We start from the raw sequence: 17903 nt of genomic DNA on the forward strand, positions 1-17903 counted from the left end.
CGATGCTACCCCCGCGCTTCCACATTCAGTTCGGCAATGTCCAGTTCGGCAAGCGCGCGGGCCAGCTCGTCCTCGGTCAACGCCTTGCCGTGATACCCTGCCGCGCCCTCGGCGAACGAGACGCCCTTGCCCTTGACGGTGCGGGCGATGATCGCGTGAGGCCGCCCGGCGGCGGATGCCGCCCGGTCCAGCGCGGAGACGATCGCCCCCATGTCGTGGCCGTCTATCTCGGCTACGTCCCAGTTGAATGCCCGCCACTTGTCGGCGAGGGGGTCGAGGCGGATGCGCTCCTCGGTGCGGCCTGTCTGCTGGACACCGTTGCGGTCTACAATCGCCACCAGGTTGTCCAGGCCGTAGTGGGCCGCGAACATGGCGCCTTCCCAGACAGAGCCCTCCTGGCACTCGCCGTCGCCCAGCACCGCGTACACGCGGTAGGGACGCCCGTCGCGCTTGCCGGCAAGCGCCATGCCGATCGCCGCCGAGAACCCCATGCCCAGCGAGCCCGTGGACATGTCAACCCCGGGCGTCCGGACCATGTCGGGATGCCCCTGCAGGATGCTGCCCATCTGGCGCATCGTCCACAGGTGGCCGGGGTCGAAGTATCCGCACTCGGCCAGCACCACGTACCAGGCAGGGCAGGCGTGGCCCTTGCTGAGCACAACCCTGTCGCGGTCTGCCCACGCCGGGTCTTTCGGGTTGTGCCGCAACTGATGGAAGTAGAGCGCGGTCAGAAGATCGATCACCGAGAGAGAGCCGCCCGGATGTCCGGAACCGGCTCTGGTTATGATCTTCAGGATTGTCTTGCGAAAGGCGTGGGCGCGCGATCTCAGCGCGCTCAAATCCGCATGTGAACTCATTATCGCCCCCCGCGCGCAGGATGCGCGACAGATGAACAACAATTCTAGGTTCTGGGAAGGGAGATCAATACCCTGCCGGTGGCCCGCAGCAGCCCAAACACGTACCGGAGGTGGGTTTGACGGTCATCGTGGCCGGTGCTACCATGAGTGCGGTTTTCTCAGTTCCGGATCGCGCGTCTGTTGAGCGACCGCGCCCGCGATCTCCCTGGGGAGGAGAGCATGGTTGCCCCGCTGCAGCGGGATATTGTCCCATCAGCGAGACCCGCGTCAGTAGAGAAGGCGATTGAGGTTCTTGACCGGCTACCAGTCGGCAGCGTCGTTCTCACCAAGGTCGAGACGCTGCTCAACTGGAGCCGTGCCGCCAGCCTGTGGCCGCTGGGCTTTGGACTGGCTTGCTGCGCGATCGAGATGATGGCCGCCTTTGCCGGCAGGTTCGACCTGGATCGCATGGGTGTGATACCCAGGGCGACGCCGCGCCAGGCCGACCTGATGATCGTGGCAGGGCGCTGCACGATCAAGATGGCGCCGATCACGCGCCGGCTGTGGGAACAGATGCCAGAGCCCAAGTACGTGATCTCGATGGGATCCTGCGCAACATGCGGCGGCCCGTTCTACCACGACAACTATTCGATCCTGAAGGGAATAGACCAGATCATTCCAGTGGACGTCTACATCCCCGGCTGCCCACCGCGGCCGGAGGCGCTCATCGAGGGGATACTCAAGCTCCAGGAGAAGATAAAGGCTGGGCCGTTCCTCCGCCGCGACGCGGCGGTGAAGGCCTGAGCACTGGCCGGTACGATGGCGCTGCGCACCGAAGAGCTGATGCTCAACATGGGCCCTCAGCACCCCAGCACGCACGGGGTGCTGCGCCTGCTGATAACCCTCGACGGCGAGAACATCGTGGACGCCAGGCCGTACATCGGCTACCTGCACTCTTCCGTCGAGAAGATGATGGAGCAGCGAACCTACCTCCAGAACGTGGCCCTCGCCGACCGCGGTCTGGACTACCTGACCGCGCTGGCCAACGAGGAGGCCTACCTGCTGGCCGTCGAGCGGCTCGGTGGGATCGAGGTGCCCCCGCGCGCGCGCTGGATCCGCACGCTCATGTTGGAGCTCCAGCGGATCTCCAGCCACCTCGTGTGGTTGGGAACCTGGGGGAACGATCTAGGGGCCACGACGGTGTTTCTCTACTGCTTCCGCGAGCGTGAGCGCCTCCTGGACCTGTTCGAGCAGGCCACCGGCGGGCGGCTGCACTACGTGTACTTCCGCCCAGGTGGCGTCAGCCAGGATCTGCCCGCGGGCTGGACCGACCGCGTCCTTGCGTTCTGCGACGAGTTCCCGGGTCACCTGCAGGAGTACAGTGACCTGCTTACCGGCAACCCGATCTTCCTGGCACGGGTGCATGGCGTGGGGGTCCTGCCCAAGGACGCGGCCATCGGCATGGGCGCGTGCGGCCCGGTGGCCCGCGCCTCAGGGGTCGGGTTTGACGTCCGCAAGGCCTTTCCCTACGAGGCATACGGAGAGGTGGAGTTTGACGTGCCCACCCAGGATGCCGGCGACTGCTTTGCCCGGTACCTGGTACGCATGGAAGAGATGCGGCAGAGCGTGCGCATCGTTCGACAGGCGATTGAGCGCCTGCCGGACGGGGAGGTCCGTTCCAAGGTGCCGGTCGCGGTGAAGCTGCCGCGGGGCGAGACCTACACGCGCACAGAGTCTCCACGCGGGGATCTGGGAGTCTACCTGGTGAGCGAGGGGGCCGACCGGCCCTACCGGCTCAAGGTCCGCGCGCCGTCGTTTGCCAACCTCTATGCGCTCTCCGAGATGATGCGCGGCTGGAAGGTGGCGGACGTCATCGCGATCCTGGGAACGGCTGACATCGTCCTTTCGGACGTAGATCGGTAGACGGAGCATGGCAGAACTCGCCGTACGCGCATGGGATGCGGTAGTCGGCCTGGCAACCGGGCTGCGGGTCACGCTGCGGGCCCTTGGGGCCAGGAAGAACACCGTCCAGTATCCCATAGAGAGACTCGACGTTTCCCCGAACTGGCACGGCCTCCTGGCCCTGCCCGTGGATCCCGCGACCGGGAAGGACAAGTGCATCATCTGCTTCCAGTGCGAGCGGGTTTGTCCCGATCGGTGCATCCACATTGAGGCAACAGGCAAGGGAAAGGAGCGCCAGCTTACACGCTTTGACATCGAGATGGACAAGTGCTGCTACTGCGCGCTGTGCGTCGAGGTCTGCCCGACCGAGGCGATAGTGTTCGTGCCGTGCTACGAGGCCAGCACCCGCGACCGGGACAGGTTGCTCTATGACCTAGACGATCTGCACCGGGCGGAATCGAAGGAGCCGGTCGCGCGCGGGATCATCCCGGTGGGAGGACGGTCGTGAGCTGGGAGCTCGTCGAGCAGCTGAAGGCCCGCTTTCCCGAGGTGGAGCCCTTTCCGCGCAGCGAGCCGTCGCCGGAAGAGGAGCCGCCGGGGCACAAGCACGACGCCGCGAAGGCGCCGGTTCGCCATGTTCCAGGCGCCGTGGTGCCCGCGGGCCGTCTACCGGAGATTTGCCGCGCGGTGCGGGATGAGGCGCCGTTCCTGCTGGATTACTGCTCGTTCGTGACAGGCGTGGACCGTCCCGAGGCTGGGCAGATCGAGGTGGCCTATCACCTCTTCTCGATAGCCGCTCATCACGAGCTTTTGCTGAAGGTGAGTGTGCCGCGCGACGATCCCCGGATACCCAGCGTCAGCGGCATCTGGAACGCGGCAAACTGGCACGAGCGGGAGACCTACGACCTGTTCGGGGTTGTGTTTGACGGCCATCCAGACCTTCGGCGGATCATGATGACCGATGACTGGGTCGGCCACCCCTTGCGCAAGGACTATGTCTACGAGGATCCGCGATGGCTGGTGGACCTGGTGGCGCAGCGCCGGCGCGAGGCCGGTTCGTCCTGAACCGCCGCGAGTTCCTGTCTACGCTGGGGCTGGCTGCCGCGGCCCTGGCCGGGGTAGAGGGGCTCATCGTGCGTCCCACCTTCTCCCAGGTGCAGGCCGGTGCCGCAGCGCGGTCGCTCTTCGACCGGATCAAGGGCCTGCCGCCCGAGGTAACCCCCACCGACAAGTTCTTCGTCATCAGCAAGAACCCGCCCGGTCGCGATCCCAGGGTCGGCATTGAGGGATGGACCCTGGAGATCGTGGGACTGGTCGGCAGGCCCATCAGGTTGACCTACGAGCAGGTCCGTGCGATGCCCCATGTGGTCCGGTACCATACCCTGGAGTGCATCAGCAACAACGTGGGCGGCGATCTCATCGGCAATGCGCTCTGGCGGGGCGTTCGGTTCCGCGACCTGATTGCCTCCGCCGGTGGTGTAGGCCCTGGGGCCGTCCGGTTTGCGCTGCGCTGCGCGGACGGATACACCGAGGGCCTTCCGGTCGCGGAGGCGATGCACCCGGACGCGATGCTGGCATACGAGATGAACGGGCAGCGGTTGTCCCCGTCCCACGGATTCCCGGTCCGGCTGCTGGTCCCGGGCCTCTACGGAATGAAGAACACCAAGTGGCTCACGAAGATCGAGGCGGTCCCCACCCAGTTCGCGGGCTACTGGCAGGCATCAGGGTGGAGCGACGAGGCGGTTGTGAAGACAACCTCGATGTTCCGCCTGCCAGGTCAGCGGCCGGTCAGGGTGGGTGAGGTGGAGTTAGGTGGCGTGGCATACGCCGGGGATCGCGGGATCGCGGAGGTTCAGGTCAGCACCGACGAAGGCAGGACATGGGCGAGGGCCGAGGTGAAGAAGCCGCTGGGTCCCCACACCTGGGTGTTGTGGGGGGCTCTGTGGGTGCCGTCCAGGCCAGGCGAGTACGCGCTGCGGGTGCGCGCGCGCGATGGCGGCGGCGTGATGCAGACGGCCGCGGAGGCGCCCCCGGCACCCGACGGCGCCAGCGGCTACCATGCGGTGCGCGCTCGAGTGATTCCATAGCGGTGAACTCATAGCTGAGGGGAGATCCCAAAGACGTGAAGCCGAATCCTTACGATCTCGTGGTCATCGGCGGCGGTCCGGCCGGGTACGTCGGCGCGATTCGGGCAGCACAACTGGGGATGCGCACAGCGGTTGTTGAGCGCCACAAGCTGGGCGGCGTCTGCCTGCACTACGGCTGCGTACCCACCAAGGTGCTGCTGCACACCGCGGAGCTGGTTGAGAAACTGAAGAAGGCCCAGACCCTGGGCATCGAGACCGGGCCGGTGCGCGTGGACTACGCACGCCTGCAGAAGCGCAAGGCAACCGTGGTGGAAGGCCTGCACAAGGGCGTTCAATACCTGATGCGGAAGCACAAGATTGACGTCCTTGAGGGCACCGGCGCACTGCTGGGCCGTACCCGTATCGGCGTTGCGCTCTCTGACGGGTCCGAGACCGAGCTGGAGGCCAGGCACACGCTCCTGGCGACCGGGTCCGCGCCCAGGAGTATTCCTGGGATCGTTCTGGACAACGAGCGCGTGCTCGACAGCACCGGCGCGCTGGCGCTCACGGAGGTGCCGAAGACGATCGCGATCCTCGGCGCCGGTGCAATCGGCGTGGAGTTCGCCAGCCTGTTTGCCGCGCTGGGCAGCGAGGTCACCCTGATCGAGCTTCTGCCGACCCTGCTACCCCTCGAGGACCCCGAGATAGGACGGACAATGGAACGCCTGTTCGCGCGGAGGGGAATGAAGATCTACACGGGCACCACTGCCAGTGGCGTTGTCCGCTCCGGCAGTGGGCTGGCCATCACGCTGAACCGCGGAGGCGAGACAATAGGCGTGGAGGCCGACTACCTGCTCGTGGCGGTGGGCCGGGGTCCGGTCACGGATGGCCTGGGGTTGGAGACGGCAGGCGTCGAGACGCAGAAGGGCGCCGTTGTGGTGGACGCCCAACTGCGCACCTCCGTGCCCGAGATGTACGCCGTGGGTGACGTCATCGCCCGCCCGTTCCGGCTGGCGCACGTTGCCTCCGACGAGGCGATCCACGCGGTCGAGACGATCGCAGGTGTCGAAAGCAGGTCCATAGATTACCAGGCGGTCCCGCGGCCCACGTTCTCTATCCCACAGGTGGCCTCGATGGGGCTCTCCGAGCAGCAGGCGCTGGAGGCCGGACATGAGGTGAAGGTGGGGCGATTCGCCTTCCAGGCCAACAGCAAGGCGACGATCGAGGGCGAGCGCGACGGTTTCGTGAAGGCAGTGACAGACCATCGTACCGGCGAGATCCTGGGCATACACATGCTGGGCCCCGCGGTCACGGAACTCCTGGCGGAAGGGGTACTTGCGAGGTACCTGGAGGGAACGGTTGTGGAACTGGGCGGCGCGGTCCATGCGCACCCCACGCTCTCAGAGACACTGAAGGAGGCGGCGCTGGACGCGTTGGCAAAGGGGGTCCATGGTTGAGCCGGATCATGATGACCGACGGTAGCCGGCGCCCACCTTGGCTGAAGGTCCGCCTGCCGGGAGGCGAGAATTACGCCGACCTGGCCCGGATCATGCGGCGCCGAGGGATGCATACCGTCTGCGAGGAGGCCCGGTGCCCCAACATCGGCGAGTGCTGGGAACGCCGGACCGCCACGTTCCTCATTCTCGGTGACACGTGCACCAGGCGTTGCTGGTACTGCGCGGTTGCCCACGGAAGGCCCGGTGCGCCGGATGAGGGCGAGCCCGCGCGGGTCGCCGACGCGGCAGCCGCAATGGGCCTGCGGCATGCGGTCGTGACCTCGGTGAACCGGGATGACCTGAAGGACGGCGGTGCAGGCACCTACGCCGCGACGATCCGCGCCATTCGCCGAGAACTCCCCGGCTGCACCGTGGAAGTGCTCGTGCCGGACTTCAAGGGCGACCCCGAGGCGTTGCGCGCGGTTCTGGAGGCCGGCCCGGAGATCCTGGGGCACAATCTGGAGGCCGTACGCAGGGTTTTCGCGAGCGTGCGGCCAGGCGGCAACTACGACCGGTCCCTCGAGCTGCTCCGCCGGTGCAAGGAGTGGGGGTACAACCCGTTCACCAAGAGCGGCATCATCGTTGGCATGGGAGAAACCGAGGACGAGCTCCTGGATGCAATGGACGATCTGCGCTCGGTGGACTGCGACGTGCTGACGCTGGGGCAGTACCTGCGGCCGGGAGGCGACTTCCTGCCGATTGCCCGCTACTACGCTCCCGAGGAGTTCGCTGAGCTGCGCGATGAGGGCCTTCGTCGCGGGTTCAGGTACGTGGAGGCAGGTCCGCTCGTGCGTTCTTCCTACAGGGCCGACGCGCAGGCGCAGGCGGTGCGCGCTTACAACGCGCCGCCACTGGCGGCAGGAGGATTCCCGAGGTGAGCGAGCCGGCCTCGGCGCCGCTGCTGAGCAGGGAGCAGCTCGCCCGCTACTCCCGGCAGATGATCCTCGAGGAGTTGGGGGTCACCGGCCAGCGCCGCCTGCTCGACAGCAAGGTCCTGGTCGTGGGCGCGGGCGGGCTGGGCTCGCCGGTGGCGCTCTACCTTGCCGCGGCCGGGGTGGGCACCCTCGGGATCGTGGACGGTGACCGGGTGGACGCCTCCAACCTGCACCGGCAGCTTCTCCACCGCACGCGCGATCTCGGCAGTCCCAAGACCGAATCCGCAGCGCAAACCCTCGGGGAGATCAACCCAGGCATCACCGTGGTGACGTTCCCGACGGTGCTCTCCTCGGCCAACGCCCTCGAGATCATCGGCCAGTTTGACGTGGTGGTCAACGGCAGCGACAACTTCCCCACGCGCTACCTGGTCAACGACGCGTGCGTGCTGCTCCGCAGGCCGCTTGTGGACGCCAGCGTCTTGAGGTGGGAGGGTCAGGCAACGGTGTACCTACCCGGGCGTGGCTGCTACCGCTGCCTGTTCCCCGCGCCGCCTCCTCCGGGCTCGGTACCCTCCTGCGCCGAGGCCGGCGTCGTCGGCGCTGTGGCCGGGCACATGGGCACCATCCAGGCGATCGAGACTGTGAAGCTGCTGCTCGGTGCCGGTGAGAGCCTGGCCAACCGCCTGCTGCTGGTGGACGCGCTCGCAGGCGAGACGCGCGCCGTCCGATGGAGCCGGAATCCGGAATGCCCTGTCTGTGGAGATCACCCGACCATCACGGCACTGATTGACTACGAGGAGTTCTGCGGCTTGCCTGGCCGGCCGCACGCACAGACCACTGACGCCGCCCCTGGTCCGATCGCCGAAGTGGACCCACACGAGGCAAATATCATGCTCGAGCAGGGAGCCCAGCTGATAGATGTCCGCGAGCCCTGGGAGTGGGCGTCTTCCCGCATACCTGGCGCCAGGCTCATTCCTGTGGCAGAGGTACCCAGGCGGGCCTCGGAGATAGATCCGAACCGGCCCGTGATCGTGCAGTGTTCGGTTGGCAGTCGCAGCACCGGGGTGGTCGAGGTACTCCGCAAGGCAGGCTACACCCGCGTCTACAACCTGGCAGGCGGGATCATCGCGTGGGCGAATCTCGGCCTGCCCACCGAGACCGGCTCAGGGCAAAGGTAGTCCGGGCCGAGGGCGGCTGCACGATGCGACAGGCGATTCTTCGAGCGCCACGAGTGCTTGACCTGATCGAGACGGCCGTGCCATCTCCCGGCCCGGGCGAGGTGGTCGTGCGCGTAAGGGCTGCGCTGACCTGCGGCACCGATCTTAAGACCTACCGGCGCGGGCATCCCCGGGTTGCCTTTGGGCCCTTTGGCCACGAAGCGGCCGGGGACATCGCCGCCGTGGGCGACGATGTCGAGGGGTTCTCGGTCGGACAGCCGGTGGCTTTCGTGCACACCGCCGGGTGCGGACGGTGCGAGCCGTGCCGGCACGGGCGCGAAAACCTGTGCGCGACACTCTTCGATGAAATCGCGCTCGGGGCCTACGGCGACTTCCTGCGCCTGCCGGCGCGCATCGTGAGCCGGCACATCTTTCCGAAGCCGCAGAACCTGTCCTACCTTGAGGCAGCGTTCCTTGAACCGCTGGCCTGCGTCGTTCATGCCTGGGAGCGACTCGTCCCGGCCGCCGGTGCGTCGGTGGCCGTGATTGGCCTGGGGCCGATCGGCCTCCTGCACATCCATGAGGCGCGGCGCCGCGGGCACGAGGTGATCGCGGTTGGGCGCAGGAGGGCAGGGCTGGCGCTTGCCGAGCAGGCAGGGGCCGGACATACATTGGATTCATCCACGACCGAGATCGGGCAGGCGCTGCGCACCCTCACGGGCGGAGGCCCCGACCTGGTCATCGAGTGCACCGGATCTCCCGATGTCTGGAACGCGGCGCCTGAATGGGCTGCGCCTGGAGGCCGCGTCCTGCTCTTCGGCGGGCTTCCGGGCGAAAGCCGGGTGGCGTTCGATGCTACGCGCCTTCACTATGGAGAGGTGGATCTCGTCAGTGCCTTCCACTACAGCACCGCGAACGTCCGGCAGGCGCTTCATCTGCTGGCCACCGGCGCGGTGAGGCCATTTGACATGATCACCGGCGCCCGGCCCTTGGGCGCCATCGGCGAGGTCTTTGAAGACCTGGACCGCGGGGTCGGGACCAAGTACGCAGTCCTGCCCGGGGGCGAGGCGTGACGATGGGCGAGGCGTGACGATGGGCCCTCCGGCGACCGCGCTCGCCGCGGTCTTCTACGGACCCGGGGACCTGCGGCTTGAGGAGGTGGCGGTTCCACAACCCGGCCCCGGCGAGTTGCTGATCCGCATCACCGCGTGCGGGCTGTGCACCGGCGAGATCATGGACTGGTACATTGCCCGCAAGGCCCCGGTGCCCCTGGGCCACGAGCCGGTGGGCGTGGTGGTTGAGGCCGGTTCTGGAACCGCGTTTCGCCCGGGCGAGCGGGTCTTCGTGCACCACCACGCACCCTGCATGTCCTGCCGGGCCTGCCAGCGTGGGGATCACGTGCACTGTCCGGCCTGGGCAGCCCGGCGTCTGATACCCGGCGGTCTGGCGACATATGCGCTGGCCCAGGCCCCAGCGGTTGCGGCCGACACCCTGCGCCTGCCGCAGGAACTGTCCGACGATGCCGCCACCTTCGTGGAGCCGCTTGCTACGGTGGTCAAGTCCGTACGTCGCGCCAGGATCCGGGATGGCGATCGCGTTCTCGTGATAGGTATGGGCGTGATGGGTCTTCTGCACCTGTTGGCCCTGCGCGAGATCGCGGCGCCCTCGGTGCTCATCGGCGCCGACCTGCTTCCGGCGCGGGCGGCGATCGCGGCCCGGTACGCCGACGTGGTGGCCGACATCTCGTGGCAGCGCCTGGGCGATGTGGTGCGCGAGTCAACCGCCGGCGAGGGCGCGGACGTTGCGATAGTGGGCCCTGGCACGGTTGAGGCGTTGGAGGCCGGCTGCAGCAGTCTGGCAGAGGGAGGGACCCTGGTGGTCTTCGCTCCCACGCCGCCGGAGGCACGATGGCCACTGCCGGTCCACGACCTCTACTTCAAGGAGATCACGATCACGCCGGCCTACTCCGCCGGGCCGGAGGAGACGCGCGAGGCGCTGCGTTTGCTGGTGGCCGGCTTGCCGGTTGAACCCCTCGTGACGCACCGCCTCCCGCTTTCGGAAGCCGATAGAGGGTACCGTTTGCTGCGGGAGGCCGGAGAAGCCCTGAAGGTGGTGGTGCGGCCGTGAAGCCGCTGATCGCGCGCTTCGATCCTGCGCGGTTCCGCTGGAAGGGGTTTCCCTCGGTTCCCTACAAGGCCACCACGCGCGGACCGCTGGCCTGGCGCGGGGTCGAGCGGTTCGTGCTGGTGGGCGGAAAAGACGAGCCCACGGCGTTCGAACTGCGGTACTTCGAGATTGCCCCGGGCGGCCATTCGTCACTCGAGCAGCACCGCCACGCGCACGCGGTGCTCGTACTGCGCGGCCGGGGCAGAGTGCGCATCGGCAGCACGGAGCACAGGGTTGGAGCCATGGACTTCATCCTTATACCTCCTGGGACACCACACCAGTTTCGAGCAGGCAGGGAACCTTTTGGGTTCCTCTGTCCGGTGGATGCGGTACGCGATCGGCCCAGGCCTGTGCGCACGCAGATTCCTAAGGCGACGGCTACGAAGCGTGCCCCAAAGGCGCGCCCCAAGACGCCTTGCGCGGCCGGCCGCGCGCCGCTATGATTAGTAAGTACACTCGTCAACAATGCCCCCGGAGGCAGTCATGACAGATCAGGCGAGCACTGAGCAGCCCGACCAGAGCCTGCAGAGCAGGGTGGAGCGTGTGCTTGACACCATCCGGCCCTACATCCAGGGCGACGGCGGCGACATCGAGTTGGTGGGCGTAGCCGACGGCATCGTGCAGGTGCGCCTGGTGGGCGCGTGCGTTGGGTGCATGCACGCGATGATGACCCTACAGTCAGGGATCGAGCGGATGGTGAAGCAGGAGATCCCGGAGATCCGTGGGGTGGAAGCGGTTCCCTTCTAGCCGGTCTTTGGACTACTCGAACGGGCCCCCCATGGAAAGCATGCGGGGGTCTTTTCGTGCGGCGGCAGGTGAGGGACCATGACGACGGCCTGGACGCAGATTCTCAGGAAGATAGACGACTGGCGGTGGGAGCTCCCGGTCAGCTACAAGCCGGGCATGCGGGCTCCGGGTCTGATCTATGCCGACGAGCGCATGCTGCGCGCCATGGCCGAGGAGCAGGCCATCGAGCAGGTTGCCAATGTGGCCACGCTGCCGGGCATCGTTGGGAGGTCGCTCGCGATGCCCGACATCCACTGGGGCTACGGGTTCCCGGTGGGAGGCGTGGCGGCGTTTGATCTCGAGGAAGGCATCATCTCGCCCGGCGGTGTCGGTTACGACATAAACTGCCTCCCCGGAGACGCGCGGGTGCTCCACGAGTTTGGCTATCAGCAGGCGATCGCGGCCTTTCGCGACCGCTGGCCCGACGAGAGGATCAAGTGCGTCAACCCACACACCGAGGTGATGGACACAGAGATCCTGGCGTTCATCACCTCTCCCACACCGACGGCCAGGATGTTCAGGCTCCTGACCGAATCGGGTCGGGAGATTCGGGCCACCGCCGATCATCCGTTCCTGACGCCCGACGGCATGATTCCGCTGGGGGATCTCGCCCAGGGCCAGCACGTCTCGGTGTACCCGTTTGAAGGCGTTCCCTACGAGGCGCCCCCGAGTGACGTCCTGGTTACCGCAGAGGACGTTCGCCTATCCTACTCAGGTCACGCAAACGGGCTGACCCAGGTGCTCGGGGTCCTCCGGCGTAGGGGCCTCCTGCCGTTGAGGATGGATCATCCAGCGCTGCCCTATCTCATCAAGCTGATGGGGTTCACGCAGGGAGATGGCAGCCTGCAGCTTCGCAGCGGAGGAGGATCCTTGCTTGCCTGCTACGCGAAGGTTGAAGATCTCGAGACCATCCGGCAGGATGTTGCGGCCGCAGGCTTCACGCCCTCGCGCATCTACCAGCGTCGCAGATCACACGCCATCGAAACAGAATATGGCCGCGCCGAGTTCGATCACACGGAGTCGTGCATCCATGTGGGGTCAACGGCCCTCGCGATGCTTCTCCGCTGCCTGGGCACAACCGCAGGCGCGAAGGCTTCCCAGGATTTCGACGTGCCGGCATGGCTCAATCGTGCGCCCCGCTGGATGAAGCGCCTCTACCTGGCAGCGCTCTTCGGTGCTGAGCTCACCAGCCCCAGGACGGTGACAGGGCATCCCTACAACTTCACCGGACCGGTCCTTTCTCTGAACAAGCGTGCGGGTGTTGTGGCAAGTGGGCGGCGGTATCTTGAGGGGATCCGGACCTGGTTGCTCGACTTCGGGGTGGAGAGCGCCCTGCTGGCGGAGCGCAAGGAGCACGTGAGTCAGACGGGTGAAGCCTCGATCCGCCTCAGGCTGCAGATCTCCAGTCAGCCAGCGAACCTAGTCCGGTTCTGGAGCACGATCGGGTTCGAGTACAATCGCCGAAAGCAGTACCTGGCGTGTGTCGCTGCTCAATACCTGCGCATGAAGACGGCGTATCCTGATTTCCCGACGTTCATTGAACTGGCGACCCGAGGCCTGGGTGGGACAGGGCAGGTCTGGGACAGAATCGCTCGCAACGAGCAGGTTCCCTTTGATGGCCCGGTGTATGACTTCACCGTCAAGGATGCGAATCACAACTTCATCGCAGACTCGTTCGTTGTTTCTAACTGCGGCGTCAGGCTGCTGCGCACCGACCTCACCGAGGACGAGGTCCGGCCTCATCTGACCACCCTTGTAGACGCCCTGTACAACGCCGTTCCCTCGGGCGTCGGGGTCGGCGGTCGCGTGAAGGTCGGGATGGGAGAGATAGACGAGGTGCTCGCGAAGGGCGCCCGCTGGGCCGTGGCGCGCGGATACGGTACGGCCGGCGACCTGGACGTGACAGAGGCGGGTGGAGCCCTGGAGCAGGCAGATCCCGCGACCGTCAGCGGCGAGGCCAAGCAGCGCGGCCGCGGGCAGGTAGGCACGCTCGGTTCGGGGAACCACTTCCTGGAGATCCAGGTGGTGGATCACGTATTCGATGCGTCCGCCGCAGCGGTCCTGGGGATTGAGGAACCCGGCCGGATTGCCGTTTTCGTCCACACAGGGTCCCGGGGACTGGGGCACCAGGTTTGCACCGACTACCTGCGCGTCTGCGAGCGCGCCTCGAGCCGTCACGGCATCCACCTGGTGGACCGGCAGCTCGCGTGCGTGCCGCTGCGGTCCCCGGAAGGAGAGCGGTACTTCGGCGCGATGAGCGGGGCGGCCAACTTCGCGTGGGCCAACCGGCAGCTCATCACGCATTGGGTGCGCGAGGCATTTGAGCGGGTGCTGGGTCAATCGTGGGAACGCCTGGGCCTTCGCCTGGTCTATGACGTGGCCCACAACATCGGGAAGATCGAGACGCACGAGGTGGACGGAAAGCACCGCCGCGTCTGCGTACACCGCAAGGGCGCCACGCGTGCTTTTCCGGCCGGACATCCCGAGGTCCCGGCCCGCTACCGCGAGGTCGGCCAGCCGGTGTTCATCCCCGGCGACATGGGGCGGTACTCGTTCGTTGCCATCGGGGCCGAGGGCGCGATGCACGAGGCCTTCGGCTCCACCTGCCACGGTGCCGGACGTTTGCTCGGCCGCAAGGCCGCGCTTCGGCATCTCGCGGGGCGGGACGTCAGCGACGAACTGCGCAAGGCAGGCATCGTCGTCCGCTCGCGGGACCGAGGCCTGCTGGCCGAGGAAGCGCCAGAGGCGTACAAGGATGTTGCCGACGTCGTGGCCATCTGCCATGCCGCGGGGTTGAGCCACCGGGTCGCGCGGATGCGCCCGATAGGCGTGGTCAAGGGATAGCCCGGGACAGGAGGAGCATGGTGCAGACGCTCGCCACCGAGGAGCAGCGGCTTGTCCACCGGACTATAAGAGGGTTTGCTCGGGAGGAACTGCGGCCGCACGCTGCGATCTGGGACCGCGAAGGCCGCTTCCCGGTTGAGCTGGTTCCCCGGCTGGCAGGCCTGGGGCTGATGGGTATGACCGTGCCTGCTGACTACGGCGGGAGTGGCCTGGACGCCGTGACCACGGCGACCGCAATCGAGGCACTGGCCTGGGGCGACGGTGGTGTTGCGCTGTCGGTGGCCGCGCACAACTCGCTGTGCACGGGACACGTCGCGGCGTTTGGCAACGAGGCCCAGCGCCGCAGGTTCCTGCCGCGCCTGGCCAGCGGCGAGGCGCTGGGTGCCTGGTGCCTGACCGAGCCCGGCGCTGGCAGCGACGCCGCGGCCATAAAGACGCGCGCCGAGCGTCGCGGAGATCGCTGGGTACTCAACGGCACCAAGGTCTTCGTCACCAACGGCAGCCACGCAGGGATCTATGTGGTCATGGCCGTGACCGCGCCCGGGGCCGGCAGGAAGGGGATCAGCGCATTAGCGGTCGAGCGCGGCAGCAAGGGGCTGGAGATCGGCCGCAAAGAGGACAAGCTTGGGGTTCGCAGCAGCGATACCTCCGAGATCCACTTTGCGGACTGCGAGGTGCCGGACGAGCAACTTCTTGGCGAGGCTGGAGACGGCTACCCCCAGGTGATGCGCGTGCTGGAGCGGGGCCGCATCGGGATCGCGGCAATGGCGGTGGGCATCGGGCACGCGGCGCTCGACGCCAGCCTGTCGTACGCGCAGGAGCGCACTGCCTACGGCCGGCCAATCGCCGACCTGCAGGCAATCCAGTTCATGCTGGCCGACATGGCCACCGAGCTGGACGCCGCCTGGCTGTTGACCGAGCACGCCGCGGAACTGGCCGACCGAGGCCAGCCGTTTCGCCGCCAGGCCTCGATGGCCAAGCTCTACGCTTCCGAGGCCGCAGCGCGTGCCGCTGCCCGCGCGGTACAGATCCACGGCGGGTATGGGTTCACCAAGGACTATCCCGTGGAGCGCTTCTACCGCGACGTGAAACTGTGCGAGATCGGCGAGGGCACGAGCGAGGTCCAGCGGGCGATCATCTCCAAGTCTGTGCTGGCGGACTCCGGGCGGTAGCGGGAGGTGCCTGGGTTGGTCCGCGCCGAGGGACATCGGGTGATCCGGGCCCCGGTGCAGCGCGTCTGGCAGTTGCTGAGCCGGCTCGAATCCCACCCGCGGTTCACCAACATCTGGATGGCCGCGGACATGATAGACCGGTCCCCTGCCTCTCCTTTGGTGGAGTTCCGCGGGTTCTTCGGAGGCCTGCCGGTCGCGTCGGTGCAGAGGTTCTCGCTGAGGCCCCCTGGCCGGATCGAGTTCAGACAGGTGCGCGGGACGTTCCTGGAGATGACGGGAGCGTACGTAATAAGGGACTCCGACGGCGAGACGGATCTTTTCGTGCAACTGGCGGTGGACCCCGGCGTTGCACTCTTCTCCGAGGCGGCGGTGCGCCAGGTCCTGGCAGGCCACATCGAGGGCACGCTGGCCAAGATCAAGACTTCGGCCGAGCGAGACCTGGCTCGTCCATCCATCCGGCGCGAGCGGCCGTCTGCTGCCGGGGTGCCTGCGGTGACCGAAGAGGCCGGTGCAGGCGGCGTGCCAGAGGCCGAAGAGGAACCAGAGGGCGCCGTCGAGCCGGCGGTCGCACCAAGCGTGCCCGCGGCTGCACCAGGCGTGCCCGGGGCAGTGCGGCCTGGAGATGTCAAGGGACGGCGCCGCCGCCGGCGGCGCCGTCCCAAGGCACGAGGACAGCCGCCGCCTGCGCAGAGTAGGTAGAGACGCGTGCTACACTTTCGGTGCCAGAGACCGGGTGCCGTCCGAATGATGGGAGGAACAAGATGGCCGGCCGCAAGAGCAGACCCACGCGAGAGCAGATCCTGGATGCCCTTCGCGACGTGCAGGATCCCGAGCTTCACAGGAGCATCGTTGAGCTGAACATGGTTCGGGAGATAGCCGTGGAGGACGGCCGGGTGAGCGTGGAGGTGCTGCTTACGATCAGCGGCTGTCCCCTGCGCGAGACAATCGCCAGCGCGGTTACCGAGCGCATCCGTGCCATGGACGGGGTCAGCGACGTGCAGGTCCGGCTCGGCGTCATGGACCAGGAGCAGCGTCAGGCACTGGTCAGGCAACTGCACGGCGGCGAACCGCCTGCTGCCCTGGACGGCGCGATGCCTCCCTCCAGGCCGCGGGGCCTTCTCAGAGAGGGCTCGACCACGCGGGTGATCGCGATCGCCAGCGGCAAGGGCGGCGTGGGGAAGTCCACCGTGACCGCGAACCTGGCCGTGGCGATGGCGCTTGAGGGCCGGCGGGTGGGGGTGATTGACGCCGACATCTACGGCTTCTCCATCCCTCGGATGCTCGGCGTCACCGGACGGCCCACCGCCATAGACCAGATGCTGATCCCGCTTGAGAGCGACGGCATCCGCGTGATGTCCATCGGGTTCCTGCTGCCCGATGACTCAGGGGCGGTGGTCTGGAGGGGCCCGATGCTGCACAGGGCCCTGGTCACCTTCATCTCTGATGTGCACTGGGGCGACGACCTGGAGTATCTGCTGATTGACCTGCCACCCGGGACCGGAGACGTCTCCCTTACGATCGCGCAGACGCTGCCCCACTCCAGCATGCTGATCGTTACCACACCACAGCCCGCGGCCGTGAGCGTAGCAAGGCGCGCCGCGAAGATGGCCGAACTGGTCAACATGGAGGTCATCGGCGTGGTTGAGAACATGTCGGGGTTCACGCCGGCACCCGGGGCGCCGACCGTTGACCTGTTCGGCCGGGGCGGCGGGCAGCGACTGGCCGAGATCCTGGGTGTACCGCTTCTGGGGGAGATCCCCATTGATCTGGCCCTGCGCGAGGGCGGCGACAGCGGGCTGCCCACGATCAGGGCCCATCCGGACAGCCCTGCCTCGAAGGTGCTGCGTGAGGTGGCCCGGAGGGTCGTGGCTCGGCTGCCGGTTGCTCACCGAGCGCAGGAGGGCAGAGCCCCTTGACCGGAAGCGGGCGGGCCATTGTGCTGGCGGTGACCCCAGTGCTGCTTGCGGTGCTGCTTGCGGCGCTGTTGCCAGCGGCGCCGTCCAGGATCGCGTTCGCGCAGGGCACGGCCGCGGAGTGGCCGGCCCTGACCCGGCGGTTCGAGCAGCAGGTCCAGCAGACCCCAGCGGATCCAGGCACCAGGTTCACGCTCGCGATGCTCTACGCGCGCAGCGGGCGAGTCCTTGACGGCTTCAAGCAGCTTCAGGAGGCCGATCAAGCAATCGGTTCCCTTGCCGGCCGTCCGGCGCTGGCGCGGCAGATCGTGACCGAGACCGAAGGACTCCTGCGCCGGAACCCCCGCGATCTGCTCGCCCGTTACCGGCTGGCGTTTGCCCGCTACTTCCTGGGAGAGCATCCGGCTGCCGCCGCCGAGTTCGAGCGAATCGTCGCGCTCGACCCGCAGAACGACTGGGGCTACGGCTATCTTGGGCAGGGGTACGCCAACCTGGGGCAGTTGGACCGCGCGATCGCCACATGGGAGAGGGGTCTCGCGGTCAACCCCAAGAACGCGGTGCTCCACTACATGCTGGGCCTGAGCTACACCCGTAAAGGGGACAAGAAGAAGGCCGCTGCCCACCTGGCCGCTGCGTACCGCGATCGGACGCTCTACGATTACATTACGCGGAACCCCAAGTGAGACCGTC

18 protein-coding genes are annotated in these 17903 nt (G+C 67.2%); 17 read left to right on the forward strand and 1 reads right to left on the reverse strand.

What is annotated here, in order from left to right:
* Nucleotides 1–5 precede the first annotated feature (5 nt).
* Entirely contained in the window at nt 6–857 is an 852-nt protein-coding gene (locus tag FJX73_06360; GenBank protein ID MBM3470398.1) for a transketolase, read from the reverse strand.
* Between the two features lie 219 nt (nt 858–1076).
* Between FJX73_06360 and FJX73_06365 the strand changes: the two genes are divergently transcribed.
* The 17 genes from FJX73_06365 to FJX73_06445 all read left to right on the forward strand — a co-directional run bounded on the left by FJX73_06365 (nt 1077) and on the right by FJX73_06445 (nt 17896).
* On the forward strand, nt 1077–1640 hold the full coding sequence (locus tag FJX73_06365) for an NADH-quinone oxidoreductase subunit B (GenBank protein ID MBM3470399.1): 564 nt from the start codon (nt 1077–1079) through the stop codon (nt 1638–1640).
* A gap of 15 nt (nt 1641–1655) precedes the next feature.
* On the forward strand, nt 1656–2759 hold the full coding sequence (locus FJX73_06370) for an NADH-quinone oxidoreductase subunit D (protein ID MBM3470400.1): 1104 nt from the start codon (nt 1656–1658) through the stop codon (nt 2757–2759).
* Nucleotides 2760–2766: 7 nt separating this feature from the next.
* Nucleotides 2767–3246 carry a 4Fe-4S dicluster domain-containing protein gene (locus FJX73_06375; protein MBM3470401.1) on the forward strand — a complete coding sequence of 160 codons (480 nt, stop codon included), beginning with the start codon at nt 2767–2769 and terminating at the stop codon, nt 3244–3246.
* Nucleotides 3195–3803, forward strand: a complete 609-nt coding sequence (locus tag FJX73_06380; GenBank protein MBM3470402.1) for an NADH-quinone oxidoreductase subunit C — start codon at nt 3195–3197, stop codon at nt 3801–3803. Before FJX73_06375 ends, FJX73_06380 begins: the two co-directional genes overlap by 52 nt.
* Entirely contained in the window at nt 3752–4825 is a 1074-nt protein-coding gene (locus FJX73_06385; GenBank protein ID MBM3470403.1) for a molybdopterin-binding oxidoreductase, read from the forward strand. The genes FJX73_06380 and FJX73_06385 overlap by 52 nt, the downstream gene beginning before the upstream one ends.
* 14 nt (nt 4826–4839) lie before the next feature.
* Entirely contained in the window at nt 4840–6261 is a 1422-nt protein-coding gene (gene lpdA / locus FJX73_06390; GenBank protein MBM3470404.1) for a dihydrolipoyl dehydrogenase, read from the forward strand.
* An 8-nt stretch (nt 6262–6269) separates the two neighbouring features.
* The gene (gene lipA / locus FJX73_06395; protein MBM3470405.1) at nt 6270–7178 is read left to right on the forward strand and encodes a lipoyl synthase; all 909 of its coding nucleotides are present in this window, start codon (nt 6270–6272) and stop codon (nt 7176–7178) included.
* A gap of 59 nt (nt 7179–7237) precedes the next feature.
* Nucleotides 7238–8353 carry a molybdenum cofactor biosynthesis protein MoeB gene (locus tag FJX73_06400; protein ID MBM3470406.1) on the forward strand — a complete coding sequence of 372 codons (1116 nt, stop codon included), beginning with the start codon at nt 7238–7240 and terminating at the stop codon, nt 8351–8353.
* A gap of 23 nt (nt 8354–8376) precedes the next feature.
* Complete coding sequence (locus tag FJX73_06405) at nt 8377–9405, forward strand: zinc-binding dehydrogenase (GenBank protein MBM3470407.1); 1029 nt, start codon at nt 8377–8379, stop codon at nt 9403–9405.
* A gap of 13 nt (nt 9406–9418) precedes the next feature.
* Entirely contained in the window at nt 9419–10459 is a 1041-nt protein-coding gene (locus FJX73_06410) for a zinc-binding dehydrogenase (GenBank protein MBM3470408.1), read from the forward strand.
* Nucleotides 10456–10941, forward strand: coding sequence for a cupin domain-containing protein (locus FJX73_06415; protein ID MBM3470409.1), 486 nt, complete (start codon nt 10456–10458; stop codon nt 10939–10941). Before FJX73_06410 ends, FJX73_06415 begins: the two co-directional genes overlap by 4 nt.
* A 79-nt stretch (nt 10942–11020) precedes the next feature.
* Complete coding sequence (locus FJX73_06420; GenBank protein ID MBM3470410.1) at nt 11021–11245, forward strand: NifU family protein; 225 nt, start codon at nt 11021–11023, stop codon at nt 11243–11245.
* Nucleotides 11246–11323: 78 nt separating this feature from the next.
* Nucleotides 11324–14128 (forward strand): RNA-splicing ligase RtcB, encoded by a 2805-nt coding sequence (locus FJX73_06425; protein MBM3470411.1) that lies wholly within the window; start codon nt 11324–11326, stop codon nt 14126–14128.
* A 17-nt stretch (nt 14129–14145) separates the two neighbouring features.
* Complete coding sequence (locus FJX73_06430; GenBank protein ID MBM3470412.1) at nt 14146–15300, forward strand: acyl-CoA dehydrogenase; 1155 nt, start codon at nt 14146–14148, stop codon at nt 15298–15300.
* Nucleotides 15301–15306: 6 nt separating this feature from the next.
* Nucleotides 15307–15999: a hypothetical protein gene (locus FJX73_06435; GenBank protein MBM3470413.1), complete on the forward strand. Its 693-nt coding sequence runs from the start codon at nt 15307–15309 to the stop codon at nt 15997–15999.
* A 62-nt stretch (nt 16000–16061) separates the two neighbouring features.
* A complete protein-coding gene (locus FJX73_06440) occupies nt 16062–17216 on the forward strand; it encodes a DUF59 domain-containing protein (protein MBM3470414.1) in 1155 nt (384 codons plus the stop codon).
* A complete protein-coding gene (locus tag FJX73_06445; protein ID MBM3470415.1) occupies nt 17213–17896 on the forward strand; it encodes a tetratricopeptide repeat protein in 684 nt (227 codons plus the stop codon). Before FJX73_06440 ends, FJX73_06445 begins: the two co-directional genes overlap by 4 nt.
* The last annotated feature ends 7 nt before the right edge of the window (nt 17897–17903 follow it).

The organism is Armatimonadota bacterium (assembly GCA_016869025.1).
In the GTDB taxonomy this organism is placed as follows: domain Bacteria; phylum Sysuimicrobiota; class Sysuimicrobiia; order Sysuimicrobiales; family Humicultoraceae; genus VGFA01.

Coding starts and splice junctions, on each gene's coding strand:
- FJX73_06440 (MBM3470414.1), top strand. CDS start 16,062: ATGGCCGGCCGCAAGAGCAGACCCACGCGAGAGCAGATCCTGGATGCC.
- FJX73_06385 (MBM3470403.1), top strand. CDS start 3,752: ATGGCTGGTGGACCTGGTGGCGCAGCGCCGGCGCGAGGCCGGTTCGTC.
- FJX73_06360 (MBM3470398.1), bottom strand. CDS start 857: ATGAGTTCACATGCGGATTTGAGCGCGCTGAGATCGCGCGCCCACGCC.
- FJX73_06365 (MBM3470399.1), top strand. CDS start 1,077: ATGGTTGCCCCGCTGCAGCGGGATATTGTCCCATCAGCGAGACCCGCG.
- lipA (MBM3470405.1), top strand. CDS start 6,270: ATGATGACCGACGGTAGCCGGCGCCCACCTTGGCTGAAGGTCCGCCTG.
- FJX73_06405 (MBM3470407.1), top strand. CDS start 8,377: ATGCGACAGGCGATTCTTCGAGCGCCACGAGTGCTTGACCTGATCGAG.
- FJX73_06430 (MBM3470412.1), top strand. CDS start 14,146: ATGGTGCAGACGCTCGCCACCGAGGAGCAGCGGCTTGTCCACCGGACT.
- FJX73_06370 (MBM3470400.1), top strand. CDS start 1,656: ATGGCGCTGCGCACCGAAGAGCTGATGCTCAACATGGGCCCTCAGCAC.
- FJX73_06425 (MBM3470411.1), top strand. CDS start 11,324: ATGACGACGGCCTGGACGCAGATTCTCAGGAAGATAGACGACTGGCGG.
- FJX73_06400 (MBM3470406.1), top strand. CDS start 7,238: ATGATCCTCGAGGAGTTGGGGGTCACCGGCCAGCGCCGCCTGCTCGAC.
- FJX73_06375 (MBM3470401.1), top strand. CDS start 2,767: ATGGCAGAACTCGCCGTACGCGCATGGGATGCGGTAGTCGGCCTGGCA.